The following is a 16,031-nucleotide window of genomic DNA, read 5'->3' as shown; positions in this document are numbered from 1 at the left end:
CCACCGCCGACGGCACCACCCAGGTGCTCACCGTCACCCTGCACGGCACCAACGACGCGGCGATCATCACCGGCAGCAGCACCGCCGAACTGACCGAGACCAACGCCGTGCAGAGCACCAGCGGCAACCTCGACGCCACCGACGTGGATAGCTCCAGCGCCTTCGTCGTCCAGACCGCCGTCGCCGGCTCCAACGGCTACGGCACGTTCTCCATCGACGATACCGGCGCCTGGACCTACACCATGGACAGCGCCCACAACGAGTTCGTCGGCGGCACCGACTACACCGACAGCATCACCGTCGCCACCGCCGACGGCACCACCCAGGTGCTCACCGTCACCCTGCACGGCACCAACGACGCGGCGATCATCACCGGCAGCAGCACCGCCGAACTGACCGAGACCAACGCCGTGCAGAGCACCAGCGGCAACCTCGACGCCACCGACGTGGATAGCTCCAACACCTTCGTCGTCCAGACCGCCGTCGCCGGCTCCAACGGCTACGGCACGTTCTCCATCGACGATACCGGCGCCTGGACCTACACCATGGACAGCGCCCACAACGAGTTCGTCGGCGGCACCGACTACACCGACAGCATCACCGTCGCCACCGCCGACGGCACCACCCAGGTGCTCACCGTCACCCTGCACGGCACCAACGACGCGGCGATCATCACCGGCAGCAGCACCGCCGAACTGACCGAGACCAACGCCGTGCAGAGCACCAGCGGCAACCTCGACGCCACCGACGTGGATAGCTCCAGCGCCTTCGTCGTCCAGACCGCCGTCGCCGGCTCCAACGGCTACGGCACGTTCTCCATCGACGATACCGGCGCCTGGACCTACACCATGGACAGCGCCCACAACGAGTTCGTCGGCGGCACCGACTACACCGACAGCATCACCGTCGCCACCGCCGACGGCACCACCCAGGTGCTCACCGTCACCCTGCACGGCACCAACGACGCGGCGATCATCACCGGCAGCAGCACCGCCGAACTGACCGAGACCAACGCCGTGCAGAGCACCAGCGGCAACCTCGACGCCACCGACGTGGATAGCTCCAACACCTTCGTCGTCCAGACCGCCGTCGCCGGCTCCAACGGCTACGGCACGTTCTCCATCGACGATACCGGCGCCTGGACCTACACCATGGACAGCGCCCACAACGAGTTCGTCGGCGGCACCGACTACACCGACAGCATCACCGTCGCCACCGCCGACGGCACCACCCAGGTGCTCACCGTCACCCTGCACGGCACCAACGACGCGGCGATCATCACCGGCAGCAGCACCGCCGAACTGACCGAGACCAACGCCGTGCAGAGCACCAGCGGCAACCTCGACGCCACCGACGTGGATAGCTCCAACACCTTCGTCGTCCAGACCGCCGTCGCCGGCTCCAACGGCTACGGCACGTTCTCCATCGACGATACCGGCGCCTGGACCTACACCATGGACAGCGCCCACAACGAGTTCGTCGGCGGCACCGACTACACCGACAGCATCACCGTCGCCACCGCCGACGGCACCACCCAGGTGCTCACCGTCACCCTGCACGGCACCAACGACGCGGCGATCATCACCGGCAGCAGCACCGCCGAACTGACCGAGACCAACGCCGTGCAGAGCACCAGCGGCAACCTCGACGCCACCGACGTGGATAGCTCCAACACCTTCGTCGTCCAGACCGCCGTCGCCGGCTCCAACGGCTACGGCACGTTCTCCATCGACGATACCGGCGCCTGGACCTACACCATGGACAGCGCCCACAACGAGTTCGTCGGCGGCACCGACTACACCGACAGCATCACCGTCGCCACCGCCGACGGCACCACCCAGGTGCTCACCGTCACCCTGCACGGCACCAACGACGCGGCGATCATCACCGGCAGCAGCACCGCCGAACTGACCGAGACCAACGCCGTGCAGAGCACCAGCGGCAACCTCGACGCCACCGACGTGGATAGCTCCAGCGCCTTCGTCGTCCAGACCGCCGTCGCCGGCTCCAACGGCTACGGCACGTTCTCCATCGACGATACCGGCGCCTGGACCTACACCATGGACAGCGCCCACAACGAGTTCGTCGGCGGCACCGACTACACCGACAGCATCACCGTCGCCACCGCCGACGGCACCACCCAGGTGCTCACCGTCACCCTGCACGGCACCAACGACGCGGCGATCATCACCGGCAGCAGCACCGCCGAACTGACCGAGACCAACGCCGTGCAGAGCACCAGCGGCAACCTCGACGCCACCGACGTGGATAGCTCCAACACCTTCGTCGTCCAGACCGCCGTCGCCGGCTCCAACGGCTACGGCACGTTCTCCATCGACGATACCGGCGCCTGGACCTACACCATGGACAGCGCCCACAACGAGTTCGTCGGCGGCCAGGACTACACCGACAGCATCACCGTCGCCACCGCCGACGGCACCACCCAGGTGCTCACCGTCACCCTGCACGGCACCAACGACGCGGCGATCATCACCGGCAGCAGCACCGCCGAACTGACCGAGACCAACGCCGTGCAGAGCACCAGCGGCAACCTCGACGCCACCGACGTGGATAGCTCCAACACCTTCGTCGTCCAGACCGCCGTCGCCGGCTCCAACGGCTACGGCACGTTCTCCATCGACGATACCGGCGCCTGGACCTACACCATGGACAGCGCCCACAACGAGTTCGTCGGCGGCACCGACTACACCGACAGCATCACCGTCGCCACCGCCGACGGCACCACCCAGGTGCTCACCGTCACCCTGCACGGCACCAACGACGCGGCGATCATCACCGGCAGCAGCACCGCCGAACTGACCGAGACCAACGCCGTGCAGAGCACCAGCGGCAACCTCGACGCCACCGACGTGGATAGCTCCAGCGCCTTCGTCGTCCAGACCGCCGTCGCCGGCTCCAACGGCTACGGCACGTTCTCCATCGACGATACCGGCGCCTGGACCTACACCATGGACAGCGCCCACAACGAGTTCGTCGGCGGCACCGACTACACCGACAGCATCACCGTCGCCACCGCCGACGGCACCACCCAGGTGCTCACCGTCACCCTGCACGGCACCAACGACGCGGCGATCATCACCGGCAGCAGCACCGCCGAACTGACCGAGACCAACGCCGTGCAGAGCACCAGCGGCAACCTCGACGCCACCGACGTGGATAGCTCCAACACCTTCGTCGTCCAGACCGCCGTCGCCGGCTCCAACGGCTACGGCACGTTCTCCATCGACGATACCGGCGCCTGGACCTACACCATGGACAGCGCCCACAACGAGTTCGTCGGCGGCACCGACTACACCGACAGCATCACCGTCGCCACCGCCGACGGCACCACCCAGGTGCTCACCGTCACCCTGCACGGCACCAACGACGCGGCGATCATCACCGGCAGCAGCACCGCCGAACTGACCGAGACCAACGCCGTGCAGAGCACCAGCGGCAACCTCGACGCCACCGACGTGGATAGCTCCAACACCTTCGTCGTCCAGACCGCCGTCGCCGGCTCCAACGGCTACGGCACGTTCTCCATCGACGATACCGGCGCCTGGACCTACACCATGGACAGCGCCCACAACGAGTTCGTCGGCGGCACCGACTACACCGACAGCATCACCGTCGCCACCGCCGACGGCACCACCCAGGTGCTCACCGTCACCCTGCACGGCACCAACGACGCGGCGATCATCACCGGCAGCAGCACCGCCGAACTGACCGAGACCAACGCCGTGCAGAGCACCAGCGGCAACCTCGACGCCACCGACGTGGATAGCTCCAGCGCCTTCGTCGTCCAGACCGCCGTCGCCGGCTCCAACGGCTACGGCACGTTCTCCATCGACGATACCGGCGCCTGGACCTACACCATGGACAGCGCCCACAACGAGTTCGTCGGCGGCACCGACTACACCGACAGCATCACCGTCGCCACCGCCGACGGCACCACCCAGGTGCTCACCGTCACCCTGCACGGCACCAACGACGCGGCGATCATCACCGGCAGCAGCACCGCCGAACTGACCGAGACCAACGCCGTGCAGAGCACCAGCGGCAACCTCGACGCCACCGACGTGGATAGCTCCAACACCTTCGTCGTCCAGACCGCCGTCGCCGGCTCCAACGGCTACGGCACGTTCTCCATCGACGATACCGGCGCCTGGACCTACACCATGGACAGCGCCCACAACGAGTTCGTCGGCGGCCAGGACTACACCGACAGCATCACCGTCGCCACCGCCGACGGCACCACCCAGGTGCTCACCGTCACCCTGCACGGCACCAACGACGCGGCGATCATCACCGGCAGCAGCACCGCCGAACTGACCGAGACCAACGCCGTGCAGAGCACCAGCGGCAACCTCGACGCCACCGACGTGGATAGCTCCAACACCTTCGTCGTCCAGACCGCCGTCGCCGGCTCCAACGGCTACGGCACGTTCTCCATCGACGATACCGGCGCCTGGACCTACACCATGGACAGCGCCCACAACGAGTTCGTCGGCGGCACCGACTACACCGACAGCATCACCGTCGCCACCGCCGACGGCACCACCCAGGTGCTCACCGTCACCCTGCACGGCACCAACGACGCGGCGATCATCACCGGCAGCAGCACCGCCGAACTGACCGAGACCAACGCCGTGCAGAGCACCAGCGGCAACCTCGACGCCACCGACGTGGATAGCTCCAGCGCCTTCGTCGTCCAGACCGCCGTCGCCGGCTCCAACGGCTACGGCACGTTCTCCATCGACGATACCGGCGCCTGGACCTACACCATGGACAGCGCCCACAACGAGTTCGTCGGCGGCACCGACTACACCGACAGCATCACCGTCGCCACCGCCGACGGCACCACCCAGGTGCTCACCGTCACCCTGCACGGCACCAACGACGCGGCGATCATCACCGGCAGCAGCACCGCCGAACTGACCGAGACCAACGCCGTGCAGAGCACCAGCGGCAACCTCGACGCCACCGACGTGGATAGCTCCAACACCTTCGTCGTCCAGACCGCCGTCGCCGGCTCCAACGGCTACGGCACGTTCTCCATCGACGATACCGGCGCCTGGACCTACACCATGGACAGCGCCCACAACGAGTTCGTCGGCGGCACCGACTACACCGACAGCATCACCGTCGCCACCGCCGACGGCACCACCCAGGTGCTCACCGTCACCCTGCACGGCACCAACGACGCGGCGATCATCACCGGCAGCAGCACCGCCGAACTGACCGAGACCAACGCCGTGCAGAGCACCAGCGGCAACCTCGACGCCACCGACGTGGATAGCTCCAACACCTTCGTCGTCCAGACCGCCGTCGCCGGCTCCAACGGCTACGGCACGTTCTCCATCGACGATACCGGCGCCTGGACCTACACCATGGACAGCGCCCACAACGAGTTCGTCGGCGGCCAGGACTACACCGACAGCATCACCGTCGCCACCGCCGACGGCACCACCCAGGTGCTCACCGTCACCCTGCACGGCACCAACGACGCGGCGATCATCACCGGCAGCAGCACCGCCGAACTGACCGAGACCAACGCCGTGCAGAGCACCAGCGGCAACCTCGACGCCACCGACGTGGATAGCTCCAACACCTTCGTCGTCCAGACCGCCGTCGCCGGCTCCAACGGCTACGGCACGTTCTCCATCGACGATACCGGCGCCTGGACCTACACCATGGACAGCGCCCACAACGAGTTCGTCGGCGGCACCGACTACACCGACAGCATCACCGTCGCCACCGCCGACGGCACCACCCAGGTGCTCACCGTCACCCTGCACGGCACCAACGACGCGGCGATCATCACCGGCAGCAGCACCGCCGAACTGACCGAGACCAACGCCGTGCAGAGCACCAGCGGCAACCTCGACGCCACCGACGTGGATAGCTCCAGCGCCTTCGTCGTCCAGACCGCCGTCGCCGGCTCCAACGGCTACGGCACGTTCTCCATCGACGATACCGGCGCCTGGACCTACACCATGGACAGCGCCCACAACGAGTTCGTCGGCGGCACCGACTACACCGACAGCATCACCGTCGCCACCGCCGACGGCACCACCCAGGTGCTCACCGTCACCCTGCACGGCACCAACGACGCGGCGATCATCACCGGCAGCAGCACCGCCGAACTGACCGAGACCAACGCCGTGCAGAGCACCAGCGGCAACCTCGACGCCACCGACGTGGATAGCTCCAACACCTTCGTCGTCCAGACCGCCGTCGCCGGCTCCAACGGCTACGGCACGTTCTCCATCGACGATACCGGCGCCTGGACCTACACCATGGACAGCGCCCACAACGAGTTCGTCGGCGGCACCGACTACACCGACAGCATCACCGTCGCCACCGCCGACGGCACCACCCAGGTGCTCACCGTCACCCTGCACGGCACCAACGACGCGGCGATCATCACCGGCAGCAGCACCGCCGAACTGACCGAGACCAACGCCGTGCAGAGCACCAGCGGCAACCTCGACGCCACCGACGTGGATAGCTCCAGCGCCTTCGTCGTCCAGACCGCCGTCGCCGGCTCCAACGGCTACGGCACGTTCTCCATCGACGATACCGGCGCCTGGACCTACACCATGGACAGCGCCCACAACGAGTTCGTCGGCGGCACCGACTACACCGACAGCATCACCGTCGCCACCGCCGACGGCACCACCCAGGTGCTCACCGTCACCCTGCACGGCACCAACGACGCGGCGATCATCACCGGCAGCAGCACCGCCGAACTGACCGAGACCAACGCCGTGCAGAGCACCAGCGGCAACCTCGACGCCACCGACGTGGATAGCTCCAACACCTTCGTCGTCCAGACCGCCGTCGCCGGCTCCAACGGCTACGGCACGTTCTCCATCGACGATACCGGCGCCTGGACCTACACCATGGACAGCGCCCACAACGAGTTCGTCGGCGGCACCGACTACACCGACAGCATCACCGTCGCCACCGCCGACGGCACCACCCAGGTGCTCACCGTCACCCTGCACGGCACCAACGACGCGGCGATCATCACCGGCAGCAGCACCGCCGAACTGACCGAGACCAACGCCGTGCAGAGCACCAGCGGCAACCTCGACGCCACCGACGTGGATAGCTCCAGCGCCTTCGTCGTCCAGACCGCCGTCGCCGGCTCCAACGGCTACGGCACGTTCTCCATCGACGATACCGGCGCCTGGACCTACACCATGGACAGCGCCCACAACGAGTTCGTCGGCGGCCAGGACTACACCGACAGCATCACCGTCGCCACCGCCGACGGCACCACCCAGGTGCTCACCGTCACCCTGCACGGCACCAACGACGCGGCGATCATCACCGGCAGCAGCACCGCCGAACTGACCGAGACCAACGCCGTGCAGAGCACCAGCGGCAACCTCGACGCCACCGACGTGGATAGCTCCAACACCTTCGTCGTCCAGACCGCCGTCGCCGGCTCCAACGGCTACGGCACGTTCTCCATCGACGATACCGGCGCCTGGACCTACACCATGGACAGCGCCCACAACGAGTTCGTCGGCGGCACCGACTACACCGACAGCATCACCGTCGCCACCGCCGACGGCACCACCCAGGTGCTCACCGTCACCCTGCACGGCACCAACGACGCGGCGATCATCACCGGCAGCAGCACCGCCGAACTGACCGAGACCAACGCCGTGCAGAGCACCAGCGGCAACCTCGACGCCACCGACGTGGATAGCTCCAGCGCCTTCGTCGTCCAGACCGCCGTCGCCGGCTCCAACGGCTACGGCACGTTCTCCATCGACGATACCGGCGCCTGGACCTACACCATGGACAGCGCCCACAACGAGTTCGTCGGCGGCACCGACTACACCGACAGCATCACCGTCGCCACCGCCGACGGCACCACCCAGGTGCTCACCGTCACCCTGCACGGCACCAACGACGCGGCGATCATCACCGGCAGCAGCACCGCCGAACTGACCGAGACCAACGCCGTGCAGAGCACCAGCGGCAACCTCGACGCCACCGACGTGGATAGCTCCAGCGCCTTCGTCGTCCAGACCGCCGTCGCCGGCTCCAACGGCTACGGCACGTTCTCCATCGACGATACCGGCGCCTGGACCTACACCATGGACAGCGCCCACAACGAGTTCGTCGGCGGCACCGACTACACCGACAGCATCACCGTCGCCACCGCCGACGGCACCACCCAGGTGCTCACCGTCACCCTGCACGGCACCAACGACGCGGCGATCATCACCGGCAGCAGCACCGCCGAACTGACCGAGACCAACGCCGTGCAGAGCACCAGCGGCAACCTCGACGCCACCGACGTGGATAGCTCCAACACCTTCGTCGTCCAGACCGCCGTCGCCGGCTCCAACGGCTACGGCACGTTCTCCATCGACGATACCGGCGCCTGGACCTACACCATGGACAGCGCCCACAACGAGTTCGTCGGCGGTACCGACTACACCGACAGCATCACCGTCGCCACCGCCGACGGCACCACCCGGGAGCTCACCGTCACCCTGCACGGCACCAACGACGCCCCGGTAGCACAGGCCGCTGTCGCCGCCGTCGCCGAGGACGCCAGCATCAGCGGCAGCGTCGTCGCCACCGACGCCGATGCCGGCGAAACCGCCACCCTGGTCTACGCCTTGGTGGGTGCGGCCCCGACCGGTCTGACCTTTAACCCGGACGGCACCTACAGCTTCGACGCTTCCAGCTACGACAGCCTCAACGATGGCGAAGAACTGGAACTGACCATCCCGTTCACCGCCACCGACGAGAACAGCACCGTCTCCAACACCGCTAATCTGGTCATCACCATCACCGGCACCAACGAGCTACCTGTCGTGGCAGTCAATCAAGGCCTGACCGTCCTGGAAAACTCCGTCAATACCGTGATCAGCACCAGCGTACTGAACACCATAGATCAGGAGTCAGGAAGTGGTGCGATCATCTACACGCTCACGGCTGCCACTGCTCATGGCACGCTGACGAAGAACGGTAACGCCTTGGCCGCGAATGACACATTTACCCAGGCCAACATCGAAGCCGGTGCGATCAAGTACACCAACAGCGGCGCTGAATCGGCAACGGATGGCTTCACGTTCTCGGTTTCCGACGGCCATGACACAGTGACTGGCCAAACCTTCAGCATCAGCGTAACCGGTGTCAACGACAACGGCGTTGTCGGCCCGGACGACAGCAATACGGGCGACGACACGGTGGCCGAGAATGCCAGCATCGGCACCCATTTGGCCATCAATGCCTTTGCAAGTGATGCCGACTTCGGCACCAGCATCACCTACAGCCTGACGGACGACGCGGGCGGCAGGTTTGGCATTGATTCGGGCACCGGCGTGGTGAGCGTGGCAGGCGTACTTGATTATGAGAGCGCCACCAGCCACAACATCACCGTGCTTGCTACCAGTTCCGATGGATCAACGGGTAGCAACACCTTCACCATCCAGGTGACCAACGTCAACGACAACCCGGTACAGGGCCCCAACGATGGCAACGCTGCCACCAATAGCGCGGCGGAAAACGCAGTTGCAGGCACCACCGTCGGCATCACGGCCGTAGCCAGCGATGCTGACATCGGTACCACTATCAGCTACCTCCTCACCGACGATGCAGGCGGCAAGTTCGCCATTGACGAAACGACTGGCATCGTGACTGTTGCAGGTGCTCTCGACTATGAGAGCGCCAACACCCACAGCATCACGGTGCGCGCGAACAGCTCTGACGGTTCGTTCAGCACCCAGTCTTTCAGCATCGCCATAACCAACGTCAACGAGGGACCGAGCATCACCTCCCTGCCTTCGCTGACGATTGAAGAGAACGTTCTCGTGGCGGGGACCATCACCGCATTTGATCCTGACGCTGGCGACCACAAGCACTTCAGCCTGGTGGGTGGTGCTGACCTCGGTCGGCTCTCCATCAATGGCAGCACCGGTGTGCTCTCCTTCAACAGTGCTCCTGATTATGAGAATCCTGATGACGTTGGTGGCAATCATCAGTACGACGTCACTGTGCGAGTGACCGATGACTTTGGCGTCTGGGTCAACCAGGCGATAGTGGTGACGGTGCAGAATGACTCCACCGAAGCACCGGTGATCGCGACCAACGCAGGACTCACGGCAGCGAGAGGCGCTACTGGTCTGACCATTTCCAACTCATTGCTGAGAGCGACGGACCAAGATTCTGGTGTCGGTCAGATCTCCTTCAAGATCACCCAGTTGCCAACGCACGGCACTCTGTTGAAAAACAACGTGGCGATGGTCGTGGGCGGCACCTTCACCCAAGCTGACATCAATAGCAACCTGATCAAGTACACCAACAACGGAGATGCGTCGGCGACTGACGGTTTCAAGTTCAAGGTTTCCGATGAAATCCCGGCCAACGAACTGCCAGAACAGACTTTCGCGATCGCCGTGACCGGCGTCATCATCGGTACAGAGAGCGCGAACCTGCTAACCGGAACGGCAGTTGGTGAAGAGATTTACGGACTAGGAGGCAACGATACCCTTTATGGACTTGGCGGAAATGATCTGCTGGACGGCGGCGAAGGCAACGATACCCTGGACGGCGGCAGCGGTGCCGACACAATGTCTGGATGGGCAGGTGACGACCGTTACTATGTAGACAACCTAAGCGACATTGTCCAAGAGGTTCAGTCCTCGAGTGGGGGCACCGATACGGTTTACAGCAGTATTTCCTGGACCCTTCCATTCTACGTCGAGAGGCTTTTCCTCACCGGCACCGCAAATACGGTGGCGACAGGTAACAGCCAGAACAACATACTCTACGGAAATGGCAATAGCGGAGCCAACCAACTGGCGGGCGGCACGGGAAATGACACCTACTACGTCGGTAGCGGCGACTTCGTCAGCGAAGGATTGGACGCGGGAGTAGACACCGTGTATGCGCTTGTCAGTCACGCGCTGTCAGCCAACGTGGAAAATCTCTACCTCGACGTCACTGCGCCAGCGACCCTCACAGGCAACAGCATGGCGAATAAGTTGAGGGGGAACGCTGGTGCTGACACGTTGCATGGCCTTGATGGGAACGACACCCTGGATGGTGGCGCCGGCGCCGACGCCATGTATGGAGGACTCGGCAATGACACCTACTACGTTACTGCTGGCGATACGGCCAACGAAGACCTTAACGCAGGGGTCGACACGGTCTATACAACTGCTGACTATGTCTTATCGTCAAACGTAGAAAATCTTTACCTCTCCGGAACAAGTAGTGCCGCACTCACCGGGAACGACAGCGCCAACAGCTTACGGGGCAATAGTGGTTCAGACACACTCCATGGCCTCGAAGGTAACGATACCCTGGACGGTGGGGCCGGCGCCGACACCATGTACGGTGGACTCGGGGACGACAGATACACGGTGGACAATGTAAACGACAGCGTCCGCGAGTCCGCAGCTCAAGGCACTGATACCGTGTATAGCAGCGTTAGTTTCAGTCTTGATAACGTCTATGAGGTTGAACGGATCTCGTTGACCGGTAGCAGCGCTATCAATGCGACTGGCAATGACCTGGCCAATATCCTCTACGGCACCAGCAATTCCGCCACCAACATTCTGGCCGGAGGTAAAGGGAACGACGCATACTACGTGGGAAGTAACGACTTGGTCACGGAACTGGTTGGTGAAGGGTCTGACACGGTGTACTGTTACGGCAGTTACACACTCCAGGCCGGCTCCAGCGTAGAAACGCTTCGTCTCGACATCACCTCGGCGGCTACACTGACTGGCAACAATCTTGACAACAGTTTGCGAGGCAATTCTGGCAGTGATGTGTTGTCTGGCATGGCTGGCAATGACACTCTCAACGGCGGTCTGGGCAACGATACCCTGCAGGGTGGTTCAGGAAACGATGTCTTCCGCTTCGATAGCCTGCCCCACAGCACCACAAACCACGACACGATTAGCGACTTTACCGTGGTAGATGACACGATCCAGTTCGAGAACTCTATCTTCACCTCGCTTACCGCGACGGGGACCCTCGCTGCCGGATTATTCGTCTCGGGCCCTGGCGCCACCGCTGCCGACAGCAATGACTTCGTGATCTACGACAGCACCAGCGGAGCGCTTTACTACGACGCGGACGGCAATGGTAGTGCCATAGCAGTGGAGGTCGCCCTGCTTGGAGTCGGACTAGGACTAACCAGCGCTGACATCTTCGTAACCTGACCACCGCCATATCCCCGCCGAGCGGACCTTTTTCCCCAGTCCACTCGGCGGTACCAACCGGGATTCCCCGGCTGCCGCGCCAGGGTCCAACGCATGGGGTGGTGGATTCGACCGACCTGAAGTTCTTCGGCGAAGGCGAATAGGCGAAGTAGTGGTTGCGTGAAGCATCGCTTCGCGCCGCCGGAGCCGGTCGGCTGTGCAAAGCCGACCGTGGAACGGTGCGTCAGCACGGGGTGGGTAAGCGTCGCACGTGGCGGAAGATCCATCTGGCGGTTGACGAAACCAGCAAGGACATCATCGGCATCGAAGTGACCACCACCGCCTGGGGCGACAGCGAAATCTTGCCCGGCCTGATTGATCAGGTCGAGGGGAAAGTCTCGCAGGTCTCGGCCGATGGCGCCTACGACAGCCACGGCTGCCACGCGGCAATTGCCGAACGGGACGCGCGTGGCCACCCTCCTGCCCCACGATGGTGCGTTTGCGTGGGGAGACGACCACCACCGCGACGCCATCCTCCAAGCAATCGAAGCCAAGGGACTCGCCGGCTGGAAGAACGACAGCGGCTACCACCGGCGCAGCATCGCCGAGAACATGATGTTCCGGCTGAAGCAACTGGGAGACAGCCTGTAATCCCGGACCAGGGTAAAGTCAGCGACGTGGCCGCGGGGATATACCGCAGCGCCACCCGCCAAAGCCTCACTCACTCAAGAACATGGCACGTTTCGACTATGCCACCTCACTGGCCAACGGCTGACCGATCGCCACCGGCATCATCAAGGACGCTTGTCGTCACCTGGTCAAGGACCGCATGGACCTCACCGACGCTCGCTGGAGTCTGGACGGCGCGGAAGCGGTGCTCCGCTTGCGCTCACTCCTTGCCAGCGGCGACTTCGAGGAGTACATAGCCTTTCACCATCGACAAGAACGCCAGCGCAACTATCTGTTGGCACCCCAAAACGATGACATCAAATTGGCTGCGTGATCGCCGAGAAACTGTGGCTCAAAAGAGCCGCACCCAAATCAGAAAGTCAGGCATTCCGATTGCCAAGTAATGCCCTTGCCTTATCCAGGCCAACTTCCCATACAAATCGCAACAGCTTGATCTGCCTTCGGGCTCTGGTGGGCTGCTGAACCAAACGAAACAACCACTCGAGATTCAACCGCTGCACAGTTACCGGTGCGCGTTTCACGGTCCCCACAATGGCATTAAGACTCCCTCCGACGCCTTGGCAAATGCGTACAGTCTGCAGTCGGTCGAGGTATTGGTACATCCATGCTTCTTGGCGCGGGCTACCGAGCGCAACGAATAGAATGTCGGCCTTCGATTCATTGATCCGGTCCACCAGGCCAGCCATTTCTTGATCCTTCGTATAGCCGTTGGCGCGGCCCACGACCTGCAGGGCCGGATGTCGCTCACATAGACGCGCAACCGCGGCGCGATTGACATCCTCCTCAGCTCCGTAGATGAAAACTCGATATCCGCGGTCCTCGGCTACCGCGCAGAGCTTCTGCATGAGATCCACTCCCGGCACACGGGCGGCGCGATAGCCATTCAGCCGCATGGCGAGGACCACACCGATGCCATCGGGGATCAGGATTGCCGCCTGTGCGAAAAATTCGGCCAAGAAGCGGTTGTCTCGCAGAGCATAGACTTTCTCTGGATTGACCGCCAAGACCGCTCCTGCTGAACGCGAGTCTCGGATGCGTGCCTCGGCTAACTCGATGGCCGTAGCCATATCGAGGCAGTCCACAGGCGCGCCAAGAATCGTCACACGGTCTACCCGTTTCATATCTTTCTCCAATCCGTGCAGAGGGCCCTACCACTGGACGCCCAGCAGGCTTCTGCAGTTGCCGGTCATTTGTCAAGCCCACTGCCACGTCAGTGTGGTCGTTGCCTCGCCTCGCATCCCCGGTAGTTGGAGTCGCAATGCACAGGTCATCTCTTGCTCGTAGCAGCGCCGGGAAAACGCCATCTTCTGAACTTCGAAACGCCCAAGGGTGCTTTCCAAGAGCAAGCTCGCATGCGCACCCACAAGGCGCACAGACCGATCAGTCAGCAATGCGATCCCGATCTGGGGCGCAAGAGTAAAATTCAGAGTGGGTGCTCTGTACCCGTTCCATTGGTCCATCAGACTGAGAGTGGATGCACCCAAATCGTAGGCGATCCGACGTTGGTGCGTTGCACCAGTCCACCACCTCACGCGCCCTGCAACAAGGCCCTCCTCCCGGCCCAAGTTGGCCTCATGGAGTTCCACCTCGGCGCGCCGCCCCCAGAGGAAGCGGTTGAGGTACTCGCTCTGGTCGTCTTCGCCGAAACACAGCGTGTTGTGCCGTAGCGTGGACCGGAAGTAACGTCGTGACGGGACATCCTGGTAGCTGAAAGTGCCGGGATCTGCCAGAAACGGCTGACCTCCAAGATGAAGCACGATGCTGAGAGCATCGGCGTGACCGTGAACCCCTGTTACCCGGTCGCCATTGGGTCCCACGTCGAACACAAGGAAGAACTCTCGTTTCACCTCGGTCGCGGAACGGATTACTTGGTAGCCACCTTCTGGAAAGCTTTGACTTGCCCATGCTTGATCTATCGGCTCTGGCAACTGCTGGGGTACCAGCCAGGAAGCACGCTCTTGTGCATAGGGTCCGGCTCTGGAAAGGAACTCACCTCTACCGAACAATGCTGCCGCCAAGGCGAGCATGTTCCGGACAGGCTTGTCCCTGTCTCCACCCAAGCGTATGGCTACACCTTCGTCCTCATCGCCGATGTTAGGGGTATTGCCCTCGCCATCACTGGCCCAAGCCATGAACTCCGCCATTCGTTCGACGCGATCCCAATAAGGGGGTGGAAAGTCGTCACCGGATGCACGCGCGAACAAGGCCGGCAGCACAAGCAAATCCCATACGAAGATTTGGTAAGCAAAACTCTGCTCGTGGTTCACGCCATCGCCCGTATTCTGCCTAAGGCATTCCCGAAGTAGATGCGCCCGCGCCCGACGAACCCAGCGCGCCGAGCCTTTCAAACCGCGCCAGTACGCTGCAGCGACATAGACTCCGCTCGCTTCGGCGATGAGGTGATTGTTAGCCGAACTGAACAATGAGTAGCTTCGGTCGATGAATACGAGATGCTGATGGATGGAGGCGACGAGAAGACGGCAGAAATCGTCCTGCAACCCGTCCCAATCGCGGATGAGGTGGAAAGACCAAGTCCAGGCAATGAGGCGCAAAGCGCATTCCATCGGGCTGGTCCAGTGGATCCCCCGCATCCAGGGATTACTTTCAATCCACGACTTAATCTGCCCAACGATCTCCCGTGCATACCGATCATCCCGAGTCCACCGCCAAGCCTGTCCGAGACGGGGCAGTTGCCCCATCCGGCCCACCTCCCAGATAACCTTAACATCCCCTACCCGTCGGGCGTCGCGGTAATCAAGGAAAGCCGAATAGACCAGTTCGACGTGGAGGCCGCTGGCATAATCGCAGTGCCAGTCAATAGATTCACCGAGTTCTCGCCCTCGCAGCATGAAGAAATCCGCCCGGTGTGCCAGGGCCGCGTCCGCATCGGTCAGGCAAGCTGCCCGCCACTCCGGTGGCCATGTCGCAAGTTGTTCTGTCACCGGGCACACCGGAAAGGCGGGATTCAGCCGCATTAGTTCCTCGGCGCAAGGACACCCATTCCAGATCTCCCCAAGGTCCGTGAACTTGGCCTCGCGCCAAGGCCGCAGCGCTCCTACACAAGCCCTGCCCAAGCGCCACGCACGCCAAAGAAGCTCTGTGGGACCCATCGCCCGCATGCGCTGAAAGTACCAGCCTGCTTTTGCCATCCAC

3 protein-coding genes and 2 pseudogenes are annotated in these 16,031 nt (G+C 63.3%); 3 read left to right on the top strand and 2 right to left on the bottom strand.

Annotation, left to right across the window (positions count from 1 at the left end; all coding sequences use genetic code 11):
- The 3 genes and pseudogenes from AC15MQ_RS20750 to AC15MQ_RS20740 all read left to right on the top strand — a co-directional run.
- A partial coding sequence (locus tag AC15MQ_RS20750) for a VCBS domain-containing protein (protein ID WP_483081190.1) occupies positions 1 to 12,209 on the top strand: 12,209 nt, incomplete at its 5' end.
- A 218-nt stretch (positions 12,210 to 12,427) separates the two neighbouring features.
- Positions 12,428 to 12,836: pseudogene (locus tag AC15MQ_RS20745) on the top strand (transposase); the annotation flags it as partial.
- A gap of 127 nt (positions 12,837 to 12,963) precedes the next feature.
- A pseudogene (locus AC15MQ_RS20740) lies at positions 12,964 to 13,191 on the top strand (hypothetical protein); the annotation flags it as partial.
- Between the two features lie 46 nt (positions 13,192 to 13,237).
- On the opposite strand, the gene AC15MQ_RS20735 reads toward AC15MQ_RS20740, so the two are convergent.
- Together AC15MQ_RS20735 and AC15MQ_RS20730 are read right to left on the bottom strand one after the other, a co-directional pair.
- A complete protein-coding gene (locus AC15MQ_RS20735) occupies positions 13,238 to 13,999 on the bottom strand; it encodes a WecB/TagA/CpsF family glycosyltransferase (RefSeq protein WP_483081189.1) in 762 nt (253 codons plus the stop codon).
- Positions 14,000 to 14,071: 72 nt separating this feature from the next.
- Positions 14,072 to 15,853 carry a heparinase II/III family protein gene (locus AC15MQ_RS20730; protein ID WP_483081188.1) on the bottom strand — a complete coding sequence of 594 codons (1,782 nt, stop codon included), beginning with the start codon at positions 15,851 to 15,853 and terminating at the stop codon, positions 14,072 to 14,074.
- Positions 15,854 to 16,031: the final 178 nt, after the last annotated feature.

Source organism: Candidatus Accumulibacter propinquus, from assembly GCF_056856495.1.
The sequence above is the reverse complement of the archived record's forward strand: the minus strand, read 5'-3'. Positions and strand labels throughout refer to the sequence as shown.